Origin of the sequence: Aeromicrobium yanjiei (assembly GCF_009649075.1) — a bacterium.
GTDB classification, from domain to species: Bacteria; Actinomycetota; Actinomycetes; order Propionibacteriales; family Nocardioidaceae; genus Aeromicrobium; species Aeromicrobium yanjiei.
In genome coordinates this window covers 189327-213008 of sequence record NZ_CP045737.1, presented here as the reverse complement: position 1 = coordinate 213008, position 23682 = coordinate 189327, and the positions used below count along the sequence as shown (strand labels likewise).

Annotated in this window: 22 protein-coding genes, 1 tRNA gene and 1 pseudogene; 6 read left to right on the top strand and 18 right to left on the bottom strand. The window is 67.3% G+C overall.

Annotation, left to right across the window (positions count from 1 at the left end):
• Positions 1-23: 23 nt before the first annotated feature.
• Genes GEV26_RS01260 through GEV26_RS01250 form a run of 3 tightly spaced genes read left to right on the top strand, consistent with a single transcriptional unit; the run spans position 24 to position 2731 of the window.
• Positions 24-1112: a ferredoxin reductase gene (locus tag GEV26_RS01260; protein WP_153651386.1), complete on the top strand. Its 1089-nt coding sequence runs from the start codon at positions 24-26 to the stop codon at positions 1110-1112.
• 39 nt (positions 1113-1151) lie between these two features.
• Positions 1152-2339, top strand: a complete 1188-nt coding sequence (locus GEV26_RS01255; RefSeq protein WP_153651385.1) for a fatty acid desaturase family protein — start codon at positions 1152-1154, stop codon at positions 2337-2339.
• Entirely contained in the window at positions 2336-2731 is a 396-nt protein-coding gene (locus GEV26_RS01250; RefSeq protein WP_153651384.1) for a hypothetical protein, read from the top strand. Before GEV26_RS01255 ends, GEV26_RS01250 begins: the two co-directional genes overlap by 4 nt.
• 21 nt (positions 2732-2752) lie before the next feature.
• Here the strand turns inward: GEV26_RS01250 and lplB are convergent, their stop codons facing one another.
• The 4 genes from lplB to GEV26_RS17840 are packed head-to-tail and all read right to left on the bottom strand — an operon-like array spanning position 2753 to position 5727.
• Positions 2753-3799, bottom strand: a complete 1047-nt coding sequence (lplB, locus tag GEV26_RS01245; protein WP_153654905.1) for a lipoate-protein ligase small subunit — start codon at positions 3797-3799, stop codon at positions 2753-2755.
• 5 nt (positions 3800-3804) lie between these two features.
• On the bottom strand, positions 3805-4668 hold the full coding sequence (locus GEV26_RS01240; RefSeq protein WP_153651383.1) for an aldo/keto reductase: 864 nt from the start codon (positions 4666-4668) through the stop codon (positions 3805-3807).
• Between the two features lie 29 nt (positions 4669-4697).
• Positions 4698-5135, bottom strand: a complete 438-nt coding sequence (locus GEV26_RS01235; RefSeq protein WP_153651382.1) for a nitroreductase family deazaflavin-dependent oxidoreductase — start codon at positions 5133-5135, stop codon at positions 4698-4700.
• 55 nt (positions 5136-5190) lie between these two features.
• The gene (locus GEV26_RS17840; protein ID WP_194839928.1) at positions 5191-5727 is read right to left on the bottom strand and encodes a hypothetical protein; all 537 of its coding nucleotides are present in this window, start codon (positions 5725-5727) and stop codon (positions 5191-5193) included.
• Between the two features lie 141 nt (positions 5728-5868).
• On the opposite strand from GEV26_RS17840, the gene GEV26_RS01225 reads away from it, so the two are divergent.
• The 3 genes from GEV26_RS01225 (at position 5869) to GEV26_RS01215 (ending at position 8403) form a co-directional block, all read left to right on the top strand.
• Complete coding sequence (locus GEV26_RS01225) at positions 5869-6846, top strand: aldo/keto reductase (RefSeq protein WP_153651381.1); 978 nt, start codon at positions 5869-5871, stop codon at positions 6844-6846.
• A 25-nt stretch (positions 6847-6871) separates the two neighbouring features.
• A complete protein-coding gene (locus tag GEV26_RS01220; protein WP_153651380.1) occupies positions 6872-7585 on the top strand; it encodes a B3/B4 domain-containing protein in 714 nt (237 codons plus the stop codon).
• Positions 7586-7725: 140 nt separating this feature from the next.
• Complete coding sequence (locus GEV26_RS01215; protein ID WP_153651379.1) at positions 7726-8403, top strand: DUF6629 family protein; 678 nt, start codon at positions 7726-7728, stop codon at positions 8401-8403.
• A 76-nt stretch (positions 8404-8479) separates the two neighbouring features.
• Here the strand turns inward: GEV26_RS01215 and GEV26_RS01210 are convergent.
• From GEV26_RS01210 to GEV26_RS01150, 14 genes and pseudogenes are all read right to left on the bottom strand, one after another.
• Positions 8480-8566 (bottom strand) — tRNA-Ser (locus GEV26_RS01210).
• Positions 8567-8662: 96 nt separating this feature from the next.
• A pseudogene (locus tag GEV26_RS18015) lies at positions 8663-8889 on the bottom strand (integrase core domain-containing protein); the annotation flags it as partial.
• A 93-nt stretch (positions 8890-8982) separates the two neighbouring features.
• Entirely contained in the window at positions 8983-9333 is a 351-nt protein-coding gene (locus GEV26_RS01205; protein ID WP_153651378.1) for a ferredoxin, read from the bottom strand.
• 24 nt (positions 9334-9357) lie between these two features.
• A complete protein-coding gene (locus GEV26_RS01200) occupies positions 9358-10656 on the bottom strand; it encodes an NADH-ubiquinone oxidoreductase-F iron-sulfur binding region domain-containing protein (RefSeq protein WP_153651377.1) in 1299 nt (432 codons plus the stop codon).
• Positions 10657-10730: 74 nt separating this feature from the next.
• Positions 10731-11123, bottom strand: a complete 393-nt coding sequence (locus GEV26_RS01195) for a Rieske (2Fe-2S) protein (RefSeq protein WP_153651376.1) — start codon at positions 11121-11123, stop codon at positions 10731-10733.
• The gene (locus tag GEV26_RS01190) at positions 11123-12274 is read right to left on the bottom strand and encodes an amidohydrolase family protein (RefSeq protein ID WP_153651375.1); all 1152 of its coding nucleotides are present in this window, start codon (positions 12272-12274) and stop codon (positions 11123-11125) included. The genes GEV26_RS01195 and GEV26_RS01190 overlap by 1 nt, the downstream gene beginning before the upstream one ends.
• Before the next feature lie 37 nt (positions 12275-12311).
• Entirely contained in the window at positions 12312-15008 is a 2697-nt protein-coding gene (locus GEV26_RS01185; protein ID WP_153651374.1) for an MFS transporter, read from the bottom strand.
• 3 nt (positions 15009-15011) lie between these two features.
• Positions 15012-15899 (bottom strand): alpha/beta fold hydrolase, encoded by an 888-nt coding sequence (locus GEV26_RS01180; protein ID WP_153651373.1) that lies wholly within the window; start codon positions 15897-15899, stop codon positions 15012-15014.
• A gap of 24 nt (positions 15900-15923) precedes the next feature.
• Positions 15924-16952 carry an ABC transporter ATP-binding protein gene (locus GEV26_RS01175; protein WP_153651372.1) on the bottom strand — a complete coding sequence of 343 codons (1029 nt, stop codon included), beginning with the start codon at positions 16950-16952 and terminating at the stop codon, positions 15924-15926.
• On the bottom strand, positions 16952-18079 hold the full coding sequence (locus tag GEV26_RS01170) for an ABC transporter ATP-binding protein (protein WP_208431002.1): 1128 nt from the start codon (positions 18077-18079) through the stop codon (positions 16952-16954). The genes GEV26_RS01175 and GEV26_RS01170 overlap by 1 nt, the downstream gene beginning before the upstream one ends.
• Entirely contained in the window at positions 18076-18981 is a 906-nt protein-coding gene (locus tag GEV26_RS01165) for an ABC transporter permease (protein WP_153651371.1), read from the bottom strand. Before GEV26_RS01165 ends, GEV26_RS01170 begins: the two co-directional genes overlap by 4 nt.
• Positions 18981-19943 carry an ABC transporter permease gene (locus GEV26_RS01160; protein ID WP_208430715.1) on the bottom strand — a complete coding sequence of 321 codons (963 nt, stop codon included), beginning with the start codon at positions 19941-19943 and terminating at the stop codon, positions 18981-18983. The genes GEV26_RS01165 and GEV26_RS01160 overlap by 1 nt, the downstream gene beginning before the upstream one ends.
• Positions 19944-20033: 90 nt before the next feature.
• A complete protein-coding gene (locus GEV26_RS01155; RefSeq protein ID WP_153651370.1) occupies positions 20034-21620 on the bottom strand; it encodes an ABC transporter substrate-binding protein in 1587 nt (528 codons plus the stop codon).
• Positions 21621-21881: 261 nt separating this feature from the next.
• Positions 21882-23579, bottom strand: coding sequence for a PucR family transcriptional regulator (locus tag GEV26_RS01150; RefSeq protein ID WP_194839927.1), 1698 nt, complete (start codon positions 23577-23579; stop codon positions 21882-21884).
• Between the last annotated feature and the right edge of the window lie 103 nt (positions 23580-23682).

Genomic DNA, 23682 nt, shown 5'->3' with positions numbered 1-23682 from the left:
TTGTGCACCGAAATGAGGAAGCCATGACCTCAGCGCCCATCGAGCGCACGTCAGCGCTGCGCCGGATCCGCCACCTCGGCAAGGCGCTGACCACGCCGCTGTCCCCCGACGACTACCTGGCCCTGGTCAATCCCCTGTGGTCGCAGCGCGAGCTGCGGGGACGGGTCGAGAAGGTCGTGCCCGAGACCGAGAACGCCGCGACCCTCGTGATCCGGCCGGGCTGGGGCTGGCGGTTCGACCACTCGCCCGGTCAGTACATCGGCATCGGCGTGGAGCTCGACGGCCGCTTCCACTGGCGCTCGTACTCGCTGTCCTCGACGCCGCTGGTCGAGGGCAAGACCGTGAGCATCACCGTCAAGGCGATGCCCGAGGGCTTCTTGTCCGACCACCTCGTCAACGGCCTCGAGCCGGGGACGATCGTGCGGCTGGCCTCGCCGCAGGGCGACTTCGTCATCCCCGACCCGCCGCCGGACAAGATGCTCTTCCTGGTCGGCGGCAGCGGCATCACACCGGTCATGTCGATCCTGCGGACGCTCGACCGGCGCGGGACCCTCGCGGACGCCACGCTGATCTACTCCGCACGGTTCGAGGAGGACATGATGTTCCTGCACGAGCTGCGCGAGCTCGCGGGCCGCCACGAGGGGTTCACGTTCCACGAGCGCTTCACCGACGTGGACGGGATCCTGACCCCCGAGCAGCTCGACGACGTCTGCCACGACTGGATGGACCGCGAGACCTGGGCGTGCGGCCCCGCGCCGATGCTCGATGCGTTCACCGACCACTTCCAGCGGCTCGGACGCGAGGACCACCTGCACGTCGAGCGCTTCACCCTCGCCACGGCAGGGACCGAGGGCGCCGGCGGCACCGTGACGTTCGGCGACGGCGGCCCCACCGTCGAGGTCGACGGGGCCACGACGCTGCTCGAGGCGGGCGAGAAGGCCGGCGTCAACATGCTGTTCGGCTGCCGCATGGGCATCTGCCACACCTGCGACGTGCCGCTGGCCGCCGGGCGGGTCCGCGACCTGCGCAGCGGCGACGAGCACGGCGAGCCCAACGAGTACGTCCAGACCTGCATCTCGGTCGCCGTCGGCGACTGCACGCTCGCCCTGTAGACCCGTCCCGCACTCCACCCACTAGCGAAGGAGCCACCCATGGCATTCGCCGACGTCCGTGAGTACACCCACCTGACCGACGAGGAGGTCGAGGCCATCGGCCGCGAGCTCGACGAGATCCGGGCGCAGGTCGAGGCCGACCGCGGCCAGGCCGACCGTGACTACGTCACCCGGGTCATCACGTTGCAGCGCCGCCTCGCCGCGGCCGGTCGCATCACCTTGTTCGCGAGCATGTTCCCGCCGGCGTGGCTGCTCGGCACGGTCATGCTCGGATCGGCCAAGATCCTCGAGAACATGGAGATCGGCCACAACACGATGCACGGCCAGTGGGACTGGATGAACGATCCGGAGATCCACTCCAGCAACTGGGAGTGGGACACCACCCAGCCCGCCGAGCAGTGGAAGCACTCGCACAACTACATCCACCACCAGTTCACCAACGTCCTCGGTCACGACAACGACATCGGCTACGGCATCCTGCGCATGTCACGCGACCAGAAGTGGACGCCGTACAACCTGGGCCAGCCGGTCTACAACGCGCTGCTGGCGCTGTTCTTCGAGTGGGGCGTGGCGCTGCACGACCTCGACATCGAGGCGATCCGGAAGGGCAAGAAGGACCCGAAGCTGCTCAAGAAGCAGCTCAAGCAGATCGGCGACAAGGTCGGCAAGCAGGCGTTCAAGGACTACCTGATGTATCCCGCGCTGAGCGGTCCGGGGTTCTTCCACACCCTCTCGGCCAACTTCACCGCCAACATCATGCGCAACGTCTGGTCGTACATGATCATCTTCTGCGGCCACTTCCCCGATGGCGCCGTGCACTTCTCCGAGGAGGAGCTCGAGGACGAGACCCGCGCCGAGTGGTACCTGCGGCAGATGCTGGGATCGGCCAACTTCGAGGGCGGCAAGCTCCTGCACCTCATGAGCGGGCAGCTCGGCTACCAGATCGAGCACCACCTGTTCCCCGACCTGCCGAGCAACCGGTACGCGGACATCGCAGTCAAGGTCAAGGACATCTGCCGCCGCTACGACATCCCGTACACGACGGGGCCGTTGCACAAGCAGTACGGACAGACGCTCCGCACGATCATGAAGCTGTCGCTGCCCAACCGGCGTACGACCGACAACCCGGCACCGCTGGCCCCCCGCAAGCGTCGTCGCCTGCAGGACTCCGAGCGTCCCACGCGCCGCACGGAGCTGGGCAAGTGGTCGGCCGCGGCCTCGGCATGACCGTGGTGGACGACGCGGCGACCGCCCCGTTCGCGTGCCAGGACGACGACGGGCTGGTCCACGCGGCAGTCGTGAAGAGCCGGGCGATCCGCTGTGCGCTCAGTCGCATCTGCGGGGTGTGCGGCGAGGTGCTGGCCCGGCCCATCGCATTCCTGGGGCCCGAGAACGAGGCACTGGACGGGCTGTTCACGTTCCCGCCGACCCACGTCACGTGCGCGCACGAGGCGATCGAGGCGGGGACGTCGCTCGGCCAGCCCGAGCCGCCGCGCACGTGGCTGGTGGTGACGACGGGCGGCTTCGACCTCGTCCGGCCGACCCGCCGCGGCGATCCCGTCCTCTTCCACCCCAACTCGGTGATCGACACCACCCCGTCCCCTCCCCCCTCCCCCTGAGCGGCGGTGCGGGTCAGGGGGTCAGGGGACGCGGGCGGTCCAGGCCGGGTCGAGGTACTTGCTCTCGGCCAGGGCGTCGGCCTCCTCGATCGTGTCGGTGTCGATCTCGACCTCGGTCAGCCCGTAGCTGGCCCGAAAGTGATCGAGCATCGCCTCGACGACCTTCTCGCGGCTGAGCCCGGTCTGGCTGCGGATCGGGTCGACGCGCTTCGCCGCGCTGACCGTGCCCTTGTCGCTGAGCTTCTCGCGGCCGATGCGCAAGATGTCGAGCATCTTGGCCGCGTCCATGTCGTACGACATCGTGACGTGGTGCAGCACCACACCGCTCGCGAGCCGCTTCTGTGCCGCACCGCCGATCTTGCCCTGGGGCGAGGCGATGTCGTTCAGCGGCACGTACGACGCGTCGACGCCGAGCTGCCGCAGCGCTCGGATGACCCAGGCGTCCAGGAACGCGTACGACTCCGCGAACGACAGCCCCTCGACCAGCGTCGCCGGGACGTACAGCGAGTACGTGATCGTGTTGCCCGGCTCGACGAACATCGCACCGCCGCCGGAGATGCGGCGCACGACCGTGGCCTCGTGGCGCGCCGCTGCGTCGAGGTCGACCTCGTTGGACAAGGACTGGAACGAGCCGATGATGACGGCGTTGGACGCCCACTCCCACACGCGCAGCGTCGGCGCCCGCGTGCCCTCGCCGACCTGTCGCGCCACGATCTCGTCGATCGCCATCTGCTCGGCAGGGTGCTGCGGGCCGGCGATGAGAAGCTCGAAGCGGTGGTCGTGCCAGGCCGTGCTGCGACCGAGCGCGCGCAGGACCGCGTGCGCGACGGCCGGCGGGTCGAAGCCGACCATCACCGCGTCGCCGCGCGCGTCGTCGATCGCCTGGACCAGCTCACCAAGGCTCGCGTCCGCCGGACGTCCCTCGAGGGCGTCCGACATGCGGCCCAGCGCCTCGTCCGGCTCCAAGAAGAAGTCGCCGCTCAGGACGACGTCGCGGATCCGGCCGTCGGAGACCTCGAGATCGACCACGACCAGCTTGCCGCCGGAGACCTTGTACTCGCCGTGCATCGCGCTCACACCGCGTTGGTGAGCGCTTCGAACTGCTCGTCGGTCAGCTCGATGCCGGCGGCGCCGACGTTGTCCTCGAGGTGGCCGATGCTCGACGTGCCGGGGATGGGGAGCATCACGGGCGAGCGGCGCAGCAGCCAGGCGAGAGCGAGCTGCGAGGGGGTCGCGCCCTGCTCCTTCGCGATCTCCTCCAGCGGGCCGCCGTCCTTGACCAGGTCGCCGGTCGCGAGCGGGAACCACGGGATGAACGCGATGTTCTGCTCCTCGGAGTAGTCCAGCAGCGCCTCGGCCGAGCGGTTGGAGAGGTTGAACAGGTTCTGCACCGAGGCGATCGTGGCGATCTCCTGGGCCTGCTTGAGCTGGTCGACGTCGACCTCGCTGAGTCCGATGTGCCGGATCTTGCCCTCGTCCTGCAGCTTCTTGAGCTCGCCGACCTGGTCCTCCAGCGGCACGTCGGCGTCGATGCGGTGCAGCTGGAACAGGTCGATCCGCTCGAGGCCGAGACGACGCAGGCTGAGCTCGGCCTGCTGGCGCAGGTACGCCGGACGGCCCACGGGCGTCCAGACGCCGGGACCCTGGCGGGTCAGCCCGGCCTTGGTCGCGATGACGACATCGTCGGCGTACGGGTGCAGCGCCTCGCGGAGCAGGTCCTCGGCGACCTCGGGGCCGTACGAGTCCGCGGTGTCGAAGAACGTCACACCGAGCTCGACCGCGCGACGCAGGACGGCGATCGCGGCGTCACGGTCGCGCGGCGGCCCCCAGACCCCCTCGCCGGGCAGCTGCATCGTGCCGTAGCCAAGACGGACGACGGGCAGGTCGCCGCCAAGCTGGAACGTGCCGGACGGGGATGCGGAAAGAGTTGAGGTCATACCTAGGTGCAAGGAGGCCGCACCGGCCGTTATTCCACCGGGGTGAGCAGGAAGACCGGGATCACGCGATCGGTCTTCTCGGCGTAGTCGGCGTAGGCCGGCCACGCCTCGACCGCGCGCTCCCACCACACCTCGCGCTCCTCGCCGGACAGCTCACGGGGCGTGTAGTCCTTGCGGACAGGCCCGTCCTGCAGCTCGACCAGTGGGGCGTTGACGATGTTGTGGTACCAGGTCGGGTGCTCCGGGGCGCCACCTTTGGAGGCCACCACGAGGTACTCGCCGTCGTGCTCGACGCGCATCAGGGGCGTCTTGCGGATCTTGCCGCTCTTGGCCCCCAAGGTCGTCAGGACGATGATCGGCTTGCCCTGCATCTCGTTGCCCTCGGCACCGTTGGTGCGTTCGAAGAGCTCGGCCTGCTCGCGGGACCACTTGTCGGGGCTCGGTGCATATTCTCCGGTGAGGGGCATGCCCCCATCGTGCCCTCAGCCGCGTCGCGCGACAACCGGAGCGTGGCGCCGGACCTCAGCCCTCGGGACGCAGATCCTTCAGCTCCTCGGCAGGCACGGCAGGCGTGACATCGGGGCCGCTGCTGTAGACCACCGGGTTGTCGTCGACCGGCGCCGTGGGCTCGTCCAGCACTGCTGCGGGCTTCGACTTCGCTGGGGCCTTTTTCGCCGGGGCCTTCTTGGCAGCCGCCTTCTTCGCCGGCGCCTTCTTGGCCGGAGCCTTCTTGGCGGTCGCCACCGAGGCCGGCGTCGCCGCGCCGGGCTTGATCGACGTCGCGCGCTTGGCCGTCGATCGGGTCGCGCGGTTCGTCGTCGAGGGAGCCGGATCGGCCATGGTCGTCGTGGCGCCAGGGGTCCGCGTCGGCGTGGGCGCGGGCGGCTGGGTGACGGGCTCGGTGCTCACCGTGGGCGAGGGCCGAGAGGACGTGTCCGACTGATCGGATCCGCCCATCCCCGGCAGGAGCGGCGTCACCTTCCGAGCCACGGCTGCTGCGCCGCTGATGCCGACGTGGACCGCGCCGGTCGCGAGCTGCTGGGCGACGGATGCGGACATGCTGAGGATCTTGGGGACCATGGGAGCTCCGATTCGTTCGGGGAGGGACGCACCGTGTCGTACCCAGCGGTCCGGACCTCACACCGTCCACGGGCGGCGAGTCCGGGCAGCTTGTCCCGTCCGCCGGTGCATGATCGGACCATGGACTCCGTACCCCTCGGCACGAGCGATCTCGACGTCTCCCCGATCATCCTCGGCTGCATGAGCTACGGCGATCCCGAGCGCGGCCCGCACCCGTGGTCGCTGCCCGAGGAGCAGAGCCGCCCGTTCATCCGGCAGGCGCTCGAGGCCGGGATCACGACGTTCGACACCGCCAACATGTACTCCGGCGGCAGCAGCGAGGAGATCCTCGGGAGGGCCCTTGCCGACTTCGCCCGCCGCGAGGACGTCGTGATCGCGACCAAGGTGTTCTTCCCGGTTGCGGGCGAGGACGACTCCGCGGGGCTGTCCGCCGACAACATCGCGCGGCAGATCGACGCGAGCCTGCGGCGCCTCGGCACCGACTACGTCGATCTCTACCAGATCCACCGCTGGGACCCCGACGTCCCGATCGAGGAGACGATGGAGGCGCTCGATCGTGTCGTCCAGTCCGGCAAGGCGCGGTTCATCGGGGCGTCGTCGATGTACGCCTGGCAGCTCGCGCAGGCGCAGCACGCCGCCGACCTCAACGGCTGGGCCGCGTTCGTCTCGATGCAGGACCAGTACAACCTCGTGCAGCGCGAGGACGAGCGCGAGATGCACCCGTTCTGCCTCGACGAGGGCATCGGCGTCACCCCCTGGAGCCCGCTGGCCCGCGGCCGGTTGACGCGCGACTGGGACGACGTCAGCACGAGCCGCAGCGCGACCGACGAGGTGACCAAGCGCTACTACCGGCAGGCCGAGGAGTCCGACCGGGCCATCTCGGCGGCCGTGGCCGCGGTCGCGGAGGCACGCGAGGTCTCCCGGGCGCAGGTCGCCCTGGCCTGGGTGCGCCAGCAGGAGGCGGTCACCGCCCCGATCGTCGGCGCCACGAAGCCGCTCCACCTCGACGACGCCGTCGCATCCCTCGATCTCGTGCTGACCGACGAGGAGCTCCAGGCGCTCGAGGCGCCGTACGTCCCACGCCTGCCGGAGTTCTGACAACCTGAGAGTCGAGGAGGAGCCCATGCGTGATCTCGAGACGTTCTTGCACGGCGCACACGTGGACGATGCCGTGTTCGAGCTGCGGCCCGACTACCGAGCCCTGCTCGTCGCGGTGGACGGTCTCGCTGCCGTGGGCAGCTCGTCCGAGGATGAGCTGCTGGCTGCTGCTGAGAGGCATGCCGGCGCGTTGCTGGAGACCTCACCCGTCGACGAGCTGCCGCACATCGCGGCTTGGCGTGAGGCGTACCGCGCGTTCGGCGCGAAGCCGCAGCGCACGCGCAACAGTCTGGAAGCGCTCACCCGACGAGCCCCGGACGGGTTGCCCCGCATCAACGCCCTGACTGACCTCTACAACGCCATCTCCGTGCTGCACCAGCTGCCGATCGGCGGGGAGGATCTCGATCGCTACGTCGGGCCACCGCGCCTCGTACGCGCCGCAGGCAACGAGGCGTTCGACACCGTGGCTGGCGGTGCTGACGTCGTCGAGAGCCCTGATCCCGGTGAGGTGGTCTGGTGCGACGACGCCGGGGTCACGTGCCGGCGCTGGAACTGGCGCCAAGGGCGACGCACGACGCTTCGCGACGACAGCAGATCTGCCCTGTTCATCCTCGACGCACTCGACCCCATGACCGACGACGAGCTGAATGCCGCTGCTGATGACCTGGTCGACCACCTGGGTCGGTTGGGGCCGGACCCGCGCACCGCTCGCCGCCTGATCACCAATCCCAACGCGTAAGCACCCGCGTCCCGCACGGGGTCGGTTTCCCACGGGACCGTGGGAAACCGACAACGGGGCGAGCACCGAGACCTTGGTCCCATCCCCGATGAGCCGCCAAAAAGTAGGCTCGGCAGTCCACCGACAGAGGGCGGTCTCGCATGTGTTTCTCGGTCGAGGCCGATGTGGTCGCAGGCGTCGCCCTCCTACCCGTGGCAGCACTGTCTCTTCGCGAGGTCCGGCACGTGCGGGAGGTGCCGTTCGCTGCGCTTCCCCTCCTGTTCGCGATCCATCAGCTCACCGAGGCACTCGTCTGGGCGGGGCTCGACGGCGACGTCTCGGCGAATGTCCAGAAGACGGCGGCACTGGCCTACGTCCTGTTCGCCTTCCCCGTGCTGCCGACCCTGGTGCCGACCGCCGTACTGCTTCTCGAGCCGAGGGGTGCACGGCTGCGGGTGGCGCCCTTCGTCGCACTGGGTCTCGTGGTGTCCGCCTATCTGGCGTACGTCGTGCTCAGAGGGCCGCTCGTCGTCGAGGAGCATGACCACGCTGTGGTGTACCGGATCGGGCTCGAGCACGGCATGTTCTGGGCAGTGCTCTACATCCTCGCCACGGTGGGACCGGCGCTGTTGTCGGGCTACCCGTCCATCGTGGCCTTCGGTGCGCTCAACCTGGTCGGGCTGTCGCTGGTCGCCCTCGTCTACCAGGAGGCCTTCGCCTCGCTCTGGTGCGTGCTCGCGGCTCTCCTGTCGGTGCTGGTGCTGCTGCACATGCGTCTTCGCCGACGCCTTCCCGACCCGCACCGGCTCCACGGACAGCCCCTCGAGCCTGTCGGTTAGAGGCCTGCGGCTTCCAGTCGACGAGAAAACCCCCGACCTCACTGTGATTCCAGCGAGATCGGGGGTTCTCATCGTGCGGTGGCGGTGGGATTTGAACCCACGGTGGGCGTGAACCCACACAACATTTCGAGTGTTGCACCTTCGGCCGCTCGGACACGCCACCGCGGAAGACCTTACCGGACTGCCGTGGCGGGCCTGACGCCACCCGGTGCCGGGGCGTGCCCGTCGGCGTCTGCGGCCCTCTAGATGCACTCGGCCATCACGTTGGTGACAGTCGGCAGATGGGTGGGAGTCCCCCGAGAGCGCTGTGGCGTCGAACCGTGTGTGTAGTGCTCGAGCCATGGGACAAGGGCTGCTTGCCGGGCAGTGGGGTTGATGAACTTCTGGCGGCTGCCCAGATCGGCGCAGGCCTGCTTCACGTCGGCCCGAGTGGCGATAGGCGAATGCGTTGTCGGTCAGGAGCCGCTCGATCCGGGTGATGCCGTGGGATGGTCATGGGCCTTCGTCAAGCCATACCTCACGCGGAAGTTCTCCTTCACGTCAAACAGATCGCGTTGCCCACGTCCTGGCCGAGTACATCTATACGCCGAACGGGTTCTCGTTCGTCATGCCCGAGCTGCCTCCCGTCCCGGCGGACAGCCGCTTGCCGGCTTGGGCGGCCGCTTGCAGCTCTCGCGGGTAGCTGCTGCCCACCTGCGAGGACAGGATCTCGTGCTCAGCGTCGGGGTCACCGCTGTCGGCCAGCTCGATGATGGCGTGGACGGGGCAGTCGAGCAGTGCGCGTCGCACCTCGGCCTCGTGCTCCGGGACGACCTCGCCCGTGCCGACGAGGGAGACATAGCCCCACTCGTCAAGGGAGAAGGTGGCGGGCGCGTGCATGGCGCACGCACCGAATCCGTCGCACATCGTGCGGTCAAGCTTGATCTTCACGTCTGTTCCTCTCGGGATGGCTGATCAGTGCTCGGCGAGACCGACGGCGAACGGCGGATCGACAACATGGGGGCCGACCGCGCAGACGGTGCATCGCCCGGCTACGTGCTCGTCCACCGCTTCTGGGAACTTCGCAAGCAAGGTGGCCGCGATGTTCGTGGCACCGTCGAGCGTTCCGCACGCGCCACGCCCGCGCAGATTGACCGACCACGCGCTCAGTCGCTCGACGTCCGCGAGGCTTGCAGTCTGGTCGCGCAGACCCTGCAGGACGCCGCTCATGGCGGCAGTGCCGTTGAAGCACGACCCACACTGGCCAGCGTTCTCCCGCGCGAAGTACGACATCACCGCTGCGGAGACGTCGACCACACAGGTCGATGGGTCCAGCAAGGCGATCGCACCACACCCCAGGCCGCTCCCGATCGTGCGGAGCGACTCGTAGTCCAGCGGGATCGTCATGATCTCCTCGCCCACCACCCCGGCGAAGTACCCTCCGACCAGCGCACCCACGACTCCGTCGGAATCCGTGCCCGCCCAGGTCAGCACATCGACCAGCGTGATGCCGAACGGCACCTCGTACAGGCCTGGTTCGGCCGCGCCGCTCAGGGTGAGCAGGAAGGTCCCCGGGCACGTCGGGGTGCCCACGGCGCGGTAGTCCTCGAACCCCAACCGCTGGATCAGCGGCAGGTTCGCCAGTGTCTCGACGTTGCTGACCAGGGTCGGACGCGCCCCCACACCCACCTCGAACGGCCGCGGCGGCTTGTCCATCGGCAGTGCGGGCCCTCCATTGATGGCCTGCACGGCCGCTGTCTCCTCGCCTGCGACGTAGGTCGGATCGACCACGACGACACGAAGGTCAAGCTCGGGCCCAGGCAGCTGGCCGGACAGCTCAGCAATCGCCAGCTCGATGCTTGCGCTGCTCTGCGTGTCCGACACGTAGACCACGCCCTCCGTCGTGCCGACGGCAAGAGCCGCGAGCCGGAGCCCGTCCAGCACGAGATGAGGCCTGTTGCGCAACAGCCACCGGTCCTTCACCGACGCCGGCTCGCCCTCCTCACCGTTGGCGACGACGACTGGCGTGCCACGGCCGTTTCGCACCGCACGGACCTTGAACCCCGTGGGGAACGCCGCACCACCTCGACCGCGCAGACCCGACTCGTCGATCTGGGACAACAGGTCCTCGACGTCAGTCACCTCCGCGTAGCCACCCGTGAGCCGGTACGCCGCCAGGTCCTCGCGCTCTGCAGTGTCCGCCAGGAGACGCGTACCAATTCCGGGATACGGTCGCACCCTCGCGACCACGTCCACTACTGCTGTCACACTCATTGCAGGCTCCAATTCACCAAGACGTACGAAGTTCTGTGGGGGTCAGGTCCGCCCACGGGCTCGGGCAAAGGCGGTCAGGCCGAGACGATGACGTTCTCGCCCTCGACCCGCACGGGATAGGTGCGGATGCTCCACTCCGGCTTGACCGCTGTCGTGCCGGTCGCCAGCTCGAATCCCCACTGGTGCCACGGGCAGTAGATGAACTCGCCGGGGCGCGACTCCGCTGCGCCGCCCGGCTTCTCCTCATCGACCACGGTCTGGCCACGGGTCCGTCCCACGCACAGCGGTCCACCTTCGTGCGGGCAGTAGTTCGCGATCGCGTAGAACCGTCCCTTGACGTTGTACACACCCACCCCGTAACGGCCGATCGGGACGACCTTGACGCCGCCGTCCTCGATCTCGTCGACGGTCGCGACCACGTGCTCACGTCCTGCGGCCAGCGTGGGGCCCAGGTCCTGTGTCGTCATCAGAATGCCCGGACCTGACCAGGCAGAGCCGGCACGGTGTTGGGGAGCTTGTACAGGTCGATGGCGTTCTGGAACATGATCTTCTCCCGCATGTGCTCAGGCATGTGCTTGGCGACCCAGCGCGGCTCGTCGAACGTCCAGTGCGGGTAGTCCGAGGAGAACAGCAGAAGCTTGTCGGCCTCCATCCACTCCAGCGCGTGCGTCAGCTCGAGCTTGTCCTCCGGGTAGTCGAGCGGCTGCGTCGTGAACCAGATGTGGTCCTTCACGTAGTCCGAAGGCTTCTTCTTCAGCCCGGTCTCGGCCCCGCGAGCGGCGTAGATCGCGTCCATGCGCCACATGAGGGGCAGGATCCAGGTGAACGCGTGCTCGATCAAGATGATGTTGAGCGTCGGGAACCGGTCGAAGACACCGTCGAAGATCAGGCTCATGACCTGGTTCGCCGCGAGCAGCGAGTAGGTGACCATCAGGTCGTGGTTGTACGACATGAACCCGACGGGCGACATGGGCAGCTCGTTGTACTGTCCCCGGCCCAGGTGGCAGGCGACCGGGATGTCGTTGCGGACTGCCGCCTCCCACATCGGGTCGTACTTCGGGTGACCCCATGCAGGGCGCATCTCGGCGCCGATGAGCACCTGGGAGAAGTACGGGTGGCCCGCCCACTTGTCGATCTCCTGCGCCGCCAGCTCGGGGGCGTCGGCCGCAGCCATGATCGATCCCCGGAAGCGCTGGTGCCAGTTGTTCTCGCCGTCGAGCCAGCACCGGTCCTGCCACAGGTTCGTGGCCTGGGCGATCGCGTGGACCTCCTCCTCGGTCTGTCCCGCCGACAACGTCGTCGGCCCGAGGATGACGATGTCCGAGCCCGACTCCATGACCACCTGTCGGAAGGTCATGTGGGGATCGGTGCCCGCGAACTCACCGTCGTCCGGGAAGGCGTCGACCCGCATCGCGAAGGCGTGGGCGAAATCGGGGGCGTCGTAGTAGACCGGCATACCGGCCCCCTTGGCCCGGTTGATGAACAGGTCCTTGAACTCGGCGGGATAGAACTCGTTGAGCTCTCCGCGACGCGGCGTCGGGTGCACGTCGCTGTCGACGACGCGTACCGGCACCTGTTCGGTCCCGATCTTGCGCTGGTCATTGATGGTCTGCGTCATGATGCGTCCTCACTTTCACCTGGCAGGTGCTGCATGGTCAGACGGTCGCCGTTGCGGCCGTGGGAAGTCGGTAGAGGGACGCAGCGGTGCGGCCGAGAACCTTCTGGAGCTGCTCACTCGTCCACGTGGACGGCAGCTTGGACGGATCGTTGATCTGCCACGACGGATAGCTCGAGCCGAACATCAGCATGTCCTCCTTGCCGGTCATCGTCAGCCACTCCGACGCGAACTCGACATCTCCGGGACCGTCCAGGGCGCCCTGGATGAAGTACACGTGGTTCTCCAGGTAGTCGCTGGGCATCCGGGGCGCCCAGGGCGTCTGCTCGAGGTGCGGCCGACCGAAGGTGTCCAGGCGCCAGGAGAACGGGGTGAGCATGTCGGCGGCGCCGTCGGCCCAGACGATCTTCAGATCGGGGTTCGCCTCGAAGACACCCTCGACGATCATGTTGAACAGGTGGTAGATGAAGCTCAGCGGCTGGAACGACAGGTGGTGGGCGAAGGTCCGCGGGACGCCTGAGGGCGTCGGCGGGTGCATGATGCCGTTGCCCGACTCGAGATGGACGGCGACCGGCAGATTCGCGTCGACCGCGGCTTCCCAGAGCGGACGGTACTGCGGCCGGCCGTAGGGAGCCTGGGACTGCAGGGGGATTCCGATCTGGACGACCTGCGGGTGATCCTTCCACCGCTCGATCTCGCGCAGCGCGCCGTCGATGTCGTCGGGAGTGACCCGGATCGTGCCGCGGAACTGGCTCGCGTAGGTGCCCGAGTCGAGCCACCGGTCGACCATCATCTGGTTGTACGCCGACAGGATCGCGGTGTTGAGGAACCGGTCGGGCTGGATCCCGTTAGACATCGGATGCACGACCGCGAAGTCGTAGCCGCGGTCGCCGAACAGCGATGCCCCGACGACCTCGGGATCGGAGGACGGGTGTCCGGCGCCCTCGACCTGGCTGCCTGGCGCGAAGCGCTGCCCATCCGGCGGAGCGAACCAAGCAATGTCGGGGTCAGGGAAGCCTCTGCTCGCAAACGGCTCGTCGAGGTAGCCGCGCAGGTCCGGACCGTTCGCGAAGTAGATCTCCACGCTCGCGTCCACCACCAAGTTCTCGTGTGCACTCATCTCAGTTCCTCTTCCTTGGATGTGACCCGCTGAGCTGTGGTTGGCCCCGGTCCGGGTGTGCGCTGCTCTCGTATGAAACAAACTATTGCTCCGCTGAGCATAGCCATGGGCCTCTGCGTCCGCAAGGGTTTGGTCACCGAAGCCTGCTGACATCCCAGTCGGATCGGTGACGAGAACCCGGGGGCGCCCTTCGTGTTCCTGCGGCACGTCGGTCGTACCGATCACGCCCCCCGACGACATTCGTGGGATGAACCAGATGACGATCAGCGCCGACAGACTCGCCGCAGCACAGATCCACAAAGACGCGTGGATCGTCCCTCTCGTGGGGTACTCGCGGCCGTCCACGACGATCGACGTCGCCGATGCCAAGGCGGCAAGACCTGCCGTGGAGATGGCCAGCCCGATCATCCGGCACAGCGCATTCACGCCGTTCGCGGACGCGGTCTGACGGCCCGGCACGGACGCCATGATGATCAGGGGTATCGCCGCGATGGCCAACCCCGTTCCGGCCCCGACCAGGGTCGCCCCCACTGCCACCGCGATGACCGAGTCGTCGAGAAAGACCCGCGCAACGTAGCTCAACCCCATGACAAGGGCTCCGGCCAGCAAGACGTTTCTGGCCCCGTACGTGGCGAGGAGCCGGGCGGTGATCGGCGCACCCACCACCAGCAGCGCGGGCGGCGCACCCATCACGAGCCCGGTCAGGCCCGGTGAGAGCCCCAGGCCCCCGTCCACGAACGACGGGGTGCCGAGCTGCTGCGATGCGATCAGCAAGTTGGCCAGCATGCCAACGGCGATGATCGTCGTGGCAACGTTGGTGAGCAGCACCGGCCGAATCAGCGCGAGCCGCAAGCTGATGAGCGGGTCGACGACTCGCATCTCCCAGGCTGCCCATGCCACCGCCGAGAGCGCAGCCACGGTGCAGAGGAGCAGCGCCCTCGAACTGGTCCACCCCCAGACGTTCCCCTGGCTGACCGACACGAGGAGGGGCACCAGCACCCCGACGAGCAGACCGGCCCCGAGCCAGTCGAATCTCTCCCGCTCCCCGGGCGTGGCCGGCGGGAGCAACCGTGACGCGCCCAGCATCAGGAACGGACAGAGCGCGGCCGTCATCAGGAACATCGCGGTCCAGCCGAGCTCGGCGTAGATGATGCCGGCCAACGGCAGACCTACCGCGGCGCCGATCCCAAGGGAGGCACTGACCATGGCCACGCCGAAGGCCACCCTGTCCCGCGGCAACACGTCCTTCATGACACTCATCGCCACGGGGACGAGGGCTGTCGCGCTGCCCTGGAGCGCGCGTCCTGCCACGGCCCACGCATACCCGTCGGCGACAGCGATCAGCACCGAGCCGGCCATCATCGTCGCCAAGGTCAAGACGATGAGTCGGCGCTTGCCGTACATGTCCGCCAACCGGGACGCGATCGGCGTGGCGATGGCGCCCGCCAGCAGCGTGCTCGTCACCATCCACGACGCCGCGACCGGTGTGACGTCGTAGATCTCCGGGATGACAGGCACCAGTGGCAGGAGCAAGGTCCCCTGCAGCGACACCAGGACGCTGGCCGCGGACAGGACCCCGACGACCGGCCACACGGCGCGCGCCGGCCGTCGAGTCATGAGTCAGGAATCCGATTCCGTCTCATTCATGAAGTCCAGCAGGACCGGGGCAGCCTGGATCCAGGGATCGAAGATGTTCCCCCGTCCCTCGTTGCGGGCCTCGGACGCACGCTCCCATGCGTCCTCGGGCCACGGCGGCTCGATGAGACGGGAGTTCTTGATCAGCGCGTGAACCTCGAACGAGGTCCGCTTCGGGTGGTCGTAGTCCTTCTCGCCACCACGGATGATCAGTGTCGGGATGTCAATCGCCTCGAACTCCCAGTCCGCCACGCCGGGAATCGACTCATTCGGCTTCGGCACATAGGCATCGAGCCAGCGTGTCATGACGCGCTCGAACTCTGCCGCGCCGATGTCCAGCATCCGTTCCTTGTTGCGCGGATTGGCCTCGATCAGGTCCGCCCAGCTGCCGGCGAGGCCTGGCATCGTCATGACGCCCTCGATGCCGGCCGCCCGCACAGTGCGCAGCTCGGACAGGACGTAGACCGCCGCCAGACTCATCGAGCTGAACGTGCCACCGACGATGGACCACACCGCGAGGCGCTTGGCCAGCTCGGGATACATCATGGTGAACACGATCGAGTCCCGCGCTCCTCCTGATCCCCCTGTCACCACGACCGGTCCGGTCTCGAGCTTCTGCAGCATCAGGCCGAGCGTCTCCGCCCGCATGTGCGACTCGGTCTTGCCGTAGAGCTGGATGTCCGAGGCCCCGCAGTTGGGACGATCCCACAGCAGCACTCGTTTACCCCCGGCGGCGAACGCCTCCGCCAGCGGGCGCACACCCGGGAAGTCCTTGCTGAAGCGGCCGCCTGGTGTCAGCACCACCACCTCGCCGTCCTCAGGGCCCACGAACTCGTACACCACTTGCCCGCCGTTGATCTCGATCTCAGCCATCGGATTTCCTTTCGTAGAGGTTGCTCATGCGAGGGCCGGCTCGGCGACCCTGAGCGTTGCGCTGACGTCGTCCAACGGGAAGTGACAGGCCGCGAACCGGCCCGGCCTGACCTCCCGGATCTCGGGCTCTTGCGCTGCGCAGAGATCCTGCGCCTGGGGGCACCTGGTCCGGAAACGGCAGCCGCTCGGGGGATCGAGCGGTGACGGGAGGTCCCCCGAGAGGGACGCGTCGCAGACGGGCGCATCGGGGTCCGGCTCGGGAATCGACTGCACGAGTGCGCGCGTGTACGGGTGCACGGGCGAGGCGAAGAGCTCATCCGAGCCGGCGACCTCGCAGACCTTGCCCAGATACATCACCACGACCCGGTCGCTGATGTTCTTCACGACCGCGAGGTCGTGCGCGATGAACACGAGCGTCAGCTGATAGCGAGCCTTCATCTCCTCCAGCAGGTTCATGATCTGTGCCTGGACCGAGACGTCGAGGGCCGAGACCGGTTCATCACAGATCACGAGCTCGGGGTCGAGGACCATCGCCCGGGCGATCGAGATGCGCTGACACTGCCCGCCGGAGAACTCGTGCGGACGCCGATCGGGCGCTGTCTCGGGATCGAGTCCCACCCGCTCGATCATGGCCAGTGTCCGCTGGTCGATCTCGCCCTTGTCGACGCCGTGGATCTTCAGACCTTCGCTGACGATGTCCCGCACCGTTCGCAAAGGGTTCAGTGACGAGATCGGATCCTGGAAGATCATCTGCAGCTTGCGCCGCTGCTTTCGCAACGCCGTGCCCTTCAGACCCGCGACCTCCACCGCATCGACCTTGACCGAGCCGGACGTCGGCGCGGGCAGCTGCATGATCGCCTTGGCGACGCTCGACTTGCCGCAGCCGGACTCCCCGACAAGCCCGACCGTCTCGCCCCGCCGGGCGTCGAAGCTGACGTCGGACACCGCGAAGACGCGTTCCCCCCGCTTCCCCACGTACTCGACGGTCAGGTTGCGCACGCTCAGCACCACGTCGTCCGTCTCACGCAGGTGCGCCGTTCCGCTGCCGGCCATCAGATCACGTCCTTTGCTTGGATTGCAGTCCCGGCAGCCGTGACCCCGGCTGCCAGATTCGTCTCACGGGCGGACTCGCCGTGGGGGGTCCCCAACGGGAAGAAGCACGCTGCTGAGTGCGCAGGTGAGTCCGGCGTGATCTCCAGGGCCGGGGTCTCCTCGAGGCACCTCGCCTGCGCGGACGGGCAGCGAGCGGCGAAGCTGCAGCCCGGTGGCGGGTCGATGATCATGGGGGGACGGCCCGGGATCGAGGCCAGGTGGGTGTGGCTCGGGTGGGACAGCCGCGGGATGGCGTCGATCAAGGCCCGCGTGTACGGATGCCGCATGTGGGAGAACAGCTGACGAGTGGGCGCCTTCTCCACGACTCTGCCGGCGTACATGACCGCAATGTCGTCGGCGCGTCCCGCCACCACCCCGAGGTCGTGGGTGATCAGGATCATCCCCATGTTCGCCTTCTGCTGCAGCTCCTGCAGGAGGTTGAGGATCTGGTGCTGCACCGTCACGTCCAGCGCCGTGGTGGGCTCGTCGGCGATCAGGAGCTTCGGTGAGCAGGAGATCGCGAGCGCAATCGTGACCCGCTGCCGCATGCCACCCGACAAGTTGTGCGGGTACTGGTCGAAGCGCTTGGCCGGCTCCGGGATCCCCACGAGCGTGAGCAGCCGGATCGCCTCAGCCTTGGCCGCCGCGCGGTCGAGGTCAAGGTGGTACCTGAGGGTCTCGGTCAGCTGCTTGCCGATCGTGAGCACCGGGGTCAACGACGTCATCGGGTCCTGGAAGACCATCGACAGGTCCACGCCCCACAGGTGCTTGTTGGTCTTGGGAGACACCGTGGCGAGATCGACCCCGTTGAGCCGGATCTCGCTGCCGGGCAGCACTCGCGCACTGGGGGCCAGGATCTTCATGATGGCGCGCGACAGCACGGACTTTCCTGAGCCTGACTCGCCCACGACTCCTAGCGTGCGCCCAGGGCGTACCTCCAGATCGATGCCGTCCACGGCACGGACGAGGCCCCTGGGTGTGTCGAACCAGACTCGCAGGTCTCGCACCTCCAGCAGCTCCTCCGATCCCGCTCCCGGAGCCGTGCCGTCGAGGTCATCCATGGGTGTGGTGGTCGTGCTGGTGCTCATATCGAGGACTCCCTGCCTACGCGGCCGCGCGCCCAGTCGCCGAGCCGATTGAATGAATAGACCGTCAGGAAGAAGAACAGCGAGGGGATCAGGACCAGGTGCGGATGGTCGCTGAGTGATTCGCGACCCGCCGCGAGCATCCCGCCCCAGCTGGGAGTCGGTGGCGGAACGCCCAGTCCCAGGAAGCTGAGGCTGCCCTCGGCCACGACCAGCGTCGCCATCACAACCAGCGCGAGCGACATGACGGGCAGCATGACGTTCACCAGGAGCTCCCGCGTGAGGATCCGGAACGGGCCGGCGCCGAGCGCCTTGGCGGCGGTCACGAACTCCCGGTCGGCGAACGCAATGGTGTTGGCGCGCGCCACGCGGGCAAAGTTCGGTATGCCGAGCAGTGCGAGCCCGAGCACGAGAGTGGTCAGGCTGGGACGCAGAGCCGCGACCAGCGCGATCAGGAAGATGAGCGGCGGGAAGGAGAGCACAAAGTTGATGAACAACGAGATCGTGGAATCGACCGCACCGCGAAAGTAGCCCGCGGTCATTCCCAGGATCACGCCGATGATCATCGAGACGGCCGTGCCACCGATCGCCACAGCCATGGAGACCCGGGCACCGTAGAGACACCGCGAGAGGGTGTCCCGGCCCAGCGCGTCAGTTCCAAGAAGATTCGTGCCCCAGCCGGGCATCGCACTGAATTTGTCCGTGATCTCGTTCGGATCGAGGATCGGCAGGAAATCTGCGGCCAGCGCGGCCAGCACGACCAGTCCGATCCATGTGGCGCCGATCATCGCGCCGATGTCTCTCTTCTTTCGCTTCGTGAGCTTCACTCCAGCGAGCCGGTCCTCGACAGATTTCGTCGACTTCACCGTCGGTTGCAGCGCCGTCTCGTCGATGATGTCGGTCATCAGGAGGCCGCCTTTCGTACCCGCGGATCAAGCCATGGATAGGCCAGGTCCACGAGAGTGTTCATGAGCAGATAGACGAGCGCGCTGAGCAGGACGACCGCCTGGACGACGATGTAGTCGCGCGACAGGATCGAGTTGACGACGAGCGTTCCCATACCCGGGAGGCCGAAGATCGCCTCGATGATGACGGTGCCGCCGATGAGTCGACCGATGACGACGCCAGACACCGTCACCAAGGAGAACGACGACTGGCGCAGCGCATGCCGGGCCAGGATCCGCCATGTCGGCAGGCCACGCGCCCGGGCCGAGAGCACGTGGTCCTGTTGGAGCGTCGCCATCATGTCGCCCTTCAGGAGGCGCGTGAACAACACCGTCTCGCCTGCGGCCAGCGTGACCACCGGGAGGATCAGGTACTGAATGTGCAGCAGGGGGTCTTCCGCGAAGGGGACCCAGCCGAGGATCGGCAGCAGCCCGAGCTGGACTCCGAAGATGAACACCAGCAGGATGCCGAGCACGAACGATGGCGTCGCCAACGTGGCCGAGGTCAGAGCCGTGGCGATCTTGTCGATCACTCCGCCGGGGCGGTATGCCGACCAAACGCCCACCGGGATGGAGATGACCAGCGCGAGGACCATCGACAAGAAGGCGATCTCCAAGGAGACGGGAGCGCGTTCGGCGATCATCGACATCACCGGGCTCTGGGTCGTGAAGGACCGGCCGAAGTCTCCTTGGAAGATGCCGCCGACCCAGTCGAGGTATCGCTGCACGAGCGGCTGGTCCAGGCCGTAGATCCGCGTCGCCTGGTCCCGCATCTCCTGGCTTGCGCCTGGCGGCACCAGCCCGTCGACGGGATCGCCTGGAATCAGCTCGAGCAGGAGGAAGACGGCCACGCTGACCATCCAGATCAGCAGCACGAACTTGGCTACCGGTAGCGCCCGGCGTCGGACACGTATGAGCTTCACGGCACAATCACCCGTTCTTCGGTGGTTGGCGGGGCGCACCCAGAGTGACGGGTGCGCCCGCGCCAGAGGTCGGACAACGAACCAGCGGGCCTACTTGTCGATCCAGGCCCGCTCCAGGTACGTACCTGCGCCCGACGCGGTGCCGGCCAGGATCAACCCCTTGACCTTCTTGGGCGTGAACAGGTGACCGACCTGATAGCGCCAGTTGCGCAGCGGTCCGTCCTTCGACAGCTCGCCAGCCAGCACCTTGTATGCCTCGGTGACCTCTGCCTCGTCATTGGACGTCCGGGTCGTCTCGAACGCTGCGTCCACCTTGGGGTTGGAGTATCGGGTCGTGTTGATCGTGCCCTCGCTGTGGAAGACCTCGTACAGCGCATCAGCCTGCTGCGAGAGCGTGGCCCCCATCGCGATCTGCCACTTGCCGGAGAGGACCTTGCCCTGCAAGGTGCCGCCGTCCATCGCGTCGATCTCGAAGTTCAAGCCCTTGATCTTCTCCATCTGGGACTGCAAGATCTGCGCGACCTGCTCGAGGGCTGGGATGCCGGCGTACGTGCTGAACTTGAGCGTCACGCTCGTCTTGCCCGTCTTGGCCAGGTAGTCGTCGAAGAGCTTCTGGGCGCCGGGGAGATCCTTTTTGGGGAAGGTGCCCTTCGAGTCGTCGCGATAAGGACTGTCGGGGAACAGGAGCGCGTCGACAGGCTTGTCACCGGGGTACACCGCGTTGTTGATCTGCGCGCTGTCGAAAGCCTTGAGCATGGCTTCGCGCAGCAGCGGATCCTTGGCAACGGGATCCTCGAAGTTGAAGATCAGACCGGTTCCTCCGACCAGCGGCAGACGCAGGACGTTGAACCCCTCGGCTTCCACAGCCTTGGCGTCCTTGGTCAGCAGCGACCAGTCGATGTCGATCTCTCCGGCGCGAAGGGCGTTCAGGCGCTGGTCGTCCTGGGCGATGACCTTCAGGACGAACTTGTCGAGGTGCGGCAGACCCTCCTCGTAGTACTTCTCGTTGCGGACGAACTCGGCCTGCGAGTTGCGAGTCCACTTGTCGAGCACGAAAGGCCCCGCCCCGATCGGCTTGTTGCCGAAGTCCTTGCCCGACGCCTTGATGGCAGTAGGCGACCCGATCATGCCGATGGGACCCGTCAGAGACCAGGGAAGCTGGAAGTTGGCCGACTCACTCGTCACTGCGACTGTGGTCGCGTCCTCGACCTTCCAGGTGATCTCCTCGACCTTCCGCGCCGCAGGGGAGAGCGTCTTGGGATCCTTGATCCGGTCCCAGTTCGCCACAACCGCCTCAGCATCGAACGGTGTCCCGTCGCTGAAGGTCATCCCGGGACGGAGCTTGAGGGTCCACGACTTGCCGTCCGACGACTCGAAGGACTCAGCCATCCCGGGGACGAACTCGTCCTTCTCGGTGTCATAGCGCAACAGGGTGCCGAACACCGGGGCGCAACGGTCGAAACCGAAGGTCCCGCACCACGCCGGATCCATCGTCTGTCCCTCGAGGTTCACGGCCATCGTCAACGTGCCACCCGACTTGGGGGTCCCACCTTCACCACCGCCACCACCGCCACCACCGCCGCCAGCTCCGCCGGCGCTGCAGCCTGCGGCAGCCACCATCACCAACGCCAGTGAGGGGATCAGGGCCTTCGACACCTTGCGTCGAGTCACCTTCATGTACTGCTCCTGTCTTCTGCTGCGCTGCCGCCAAGGGATCTTGACGGACGATCCAGGTACGCCCTGGCGGCCCTGCCGTTTGATTGGTGCACCTGTGCGGTGCCGCGCCTCGCTTGTTGTTCGACGTGACGCCCGCCACACAGTGGGGTTGCCACCAGCATCATCGGAGGCCGGTGGATGCTCCATTCGCACGCTGTCAGCGCGCCTCGCCAGTTGCTGACACTGTGTAAGAGGAGCCGTCGCCCACGGGTTTGAGCCGCGCTAGGCATCCGGCGTCCGGCTTCCGTGGGCATGACCCGAGTGCGCTTGGGCGACCATGATCGCCGCGTGCAACGAGGTGCTCGACTCGGGATCGTCCAGGTCGAGGTGCAGCATCCGCTGCACCCGCGCGAGCCGCTCGTACAGCGTCGGGCGGGAGATCCCCAACGCCTGCGCCGCGAGTGTCTTGTTGCCGCGATACTTCAGGTAAAGCGCAACTGTGCGCACCCAGTCGCCTCCCTCGCGACTGTCCCGCTCGATCAACGGTCCGATCGTGCGTTCGACGAACGACTGCAGCCGCGGATCGTCCCGCATGGTGAACAGCAGTCCCCGCAGCTTGATGTGATGGATCCCGTAGAAAGGTCGCATGTCGATATATGGCTCGCTCGAGGAGGCAGCCATCGCCACTTCGAGCGCCTCGGCGAACGAGCGCCCCACGTCAAGGAGAGTGGTGACCGTCGCTCCTGCTGCGATCGTCGGCCGGTCGCCATCGCTCAGGTCGTGGACGTGACGCGCGAAGTCCTCGACGAGGGGGTCCACCGTCGACGACTTCAGAAGAAGCAGAGCCGCCCACCGATCGCCGCCCAGGTGGCCGGTGACAGCATCGATGCGACTCTCGACAAGCGCCTGCTTCAGGACCTTTGGCATGTTCGGGTCGCGAGAGAGGATGAGAACAGGAACCAGGACCGCGTTGCGGGTCGCGTGCCCCAGCGATCCGATGCGAGCGTGCATGGCGTCCTCGCTCACGAAACGCCCGTCGATGATGTCGGACAGCGCGGTGCGGCGAGCGTGGGAGACCAGCGTCTCGTCGTCCTCCATGAACAGGCGGATGGAGAGCGCCGCAGCAGCGCGCTCGACGACCATCACCTGCGCGGGCTGGGGCAGGTCGTCGGCGTACAACACGAGGTGGCCGCGACGACGCCCCCGTACCTCCACCGGCACGCTGACGGTGCAGCCTTCCTCGTCCACGACGGTCCCGAACTGGGCGGTGGCGATCTTGGCTCGTCGATTCCATCTGGACAGCAGTGTCTCGACGGGCCGGCCGCGAGTGTTGAAGGAGATGACCTCGTGCATGAGATTGGCGAAGACGACCTCACCGCAGGCGAGATCCGCGGCAGCTGCCACCAGGTCGTCGACCGAGCCGTCCGCCAGCGTCAGCTCGGTGAAGCGCTCGTGCGCCGCGGTCGTGGCGCGCAGCAGCCGCTGCTGGCCCACGATGATCGTCGTGTGAGCCGCCTCCGTGATCTTGATGAACGGCACCTCACGCCGAAGAACGATCAGGGGCAGGCCTCGCCGGGCGCACGCCTGGATCATCGCCCCCGGAGTCTCGTGGAAGCGCCGCCCCAGCTCCATCACGAGCGCGGACACGTCCTGGTCCGCCAAGGCACCGACGTACGCACCCAGCGCGTCGGCGGACTGAGGCAGTGAGATCCCGGTGGCCAGGATCAGCTCACCACCTTCCAGCAGCCCTTGCGTGTCGGCCAGCTCTATCGCGTGCACCCAGCGGATCTTGCGGTCCAGCTGGTCATGACCGGTCACCACCAGCGGCATGCCTCGCTGGGTGATCGGCATCGCCAAGAAGTCGGCAATGGTCAGGCCGTTGGGAGGCGCGTCCGGGTGGGACATCTCGATCTCATGGAGCGATGATTCGATCCGAATTGGCGCGGCGCTCGTCTCGGCGCGATACAGACTCACCGTCACTGTTCGTCGCCTCCCAGTCGGACCGATCCTGGCGTGGGCCGCGCTCAGCCCGCTGTCAGAAGTTGCCTTCTCGTGTGACCGCGGCCACATCGGGAGTATGGCA

Bases quoted from the DNA above. Each gene is read 5' to 3' on its own strand.
- GEV26_RS01260 (WP_153651386.1), top strand. From the start codon at position 24: ATGACCTCAGCGCCCATCGAGCGCACGTCAGCGCTGCGCCGGATCCGC.
- lplB (WP_153654905.1), bottom strand. From the start codon at position 3,799: ATGCACGGCGAGTACAAGGTCTCCGGCGGCAAGCTGGTCGTGGTCGAT.
- GEV26_RS01240 (WP_153651383.1), bottom strand. From the start codon at position 4,668: ATGACCTCAACTCTTTCCGCATCCCCGTCCGGCACGTTCCAGCTTGGC.
- GEV26_RS01225 (WP_153651381.1), top strand. From the start codon at position 5,869: ATGGACTCCGTACCCCTCGGCACGAGCGATCTCGACGTCTCCCCGATC.
- GEV26_RS01180 (WP_153651373.1), bottom strand. From the start codon at position 15,899: ATGGCTGAGATCGAGATCAACGGCGGGCAAGTGGTGTACGAGTTCGTG.
- GEV26_RS01190 (WP_153651375.1), bottom strand. From the start codon at position 12,274: ATGACGCAGACCATCAATGACCAGCGCAAGATCGGGACCGAACAGGTG.
- GEV26_RS01255 (WP_153651385.1), top strand. From the start codon at position 1,152: ATGGCATTCGCCGACGTCCGTGAGTACACCCACCTGACCGACGAGGAG.
- GEV26_RS01170 (WP_208431002.1), bottom strand. From the start codon at position 18,079: ATGAGCACCAGCACGACCACCACACCCATGGATGACCTCGACGGCACG.
- GEV26_RS17840 (WP_194839928.1), bottom strand. From the start codon at position 5,727: ATGTCCGCATCCGTCGCCCAGCAGCTCGCGACCGGCGCGGTCCACGTC.
- GEV26_RS01250 (WP_153651384.1), top strand. From the start codon at position 2,336: ATGACCGTGGTGGACGACGCGGCGACCGCCCCGTTCGCGTGCCAGGAC.
- GEV26_RS01215 (WP_153651379.1), top strand. From the start codon at position 7,726: ATGTGTTTCTCGGTCGAGGCCGATGTGGTCGCAGGCGTCGCCCTCCTA.
- GEV26_RS01235 (WP_153651382.1), bottom strand. From the start codon at position 5,135: ATGCCCCTCACCGGAGAATATGCACCGAGCCCCGACAAGTGGTCCCGC.
- GEV26_RS01165 (WP_153651371.1), bottom strand. From the start codon at position 18,981: ATGACCGACATCATCGACGAGACGGCGCTGCAACCGACGGTGAAGTCG.
- GEV26_RS01200 (WP_153651377.1), bottom strand. From the start codon at position 10,656: ATGAGTGTGACAGCAGTAGTGGACGTGGTCGCGAGGGTGCGACCGTAT.
- GEV26_RS01185 (WP_153651374.1), bottom strand. From the start codon at position 15,008: ATGACTCGACGGCCGGCGCGCGCCGTGTGGCCGGTCGTCGGGGTCCTG.
- GEV26_RS01195 (WP_153651376.1), bottom strand. From the start codon at position 11,123: ATGACGACACAGGACCTGGGCCCCACGCTGGCCGCAGGACGTGAGCAC.
- GEV26_RS01155 (WP_153651370.1), bottom strand. From the start codon at position 21,620: ATGAAGGTGACTCGACGCAAGGTGTCGAAGGCCCTGATCCCCTCACTG.
- GEV26_RS01175 (WP_153651372.1), bottom strand. From the start codon at position 16,952: ATGGCCGGCAGCGGAACGGCGCACCTGCGTGAGACGGACGACGTGGTG.
- GEV26_RS01220 (WP_153651380.1), top strand. From the start codon at position 6,872: ATGCGTGATCTCGAGACGTTCTTGCACGGCGCACACGTGGACGATGCC.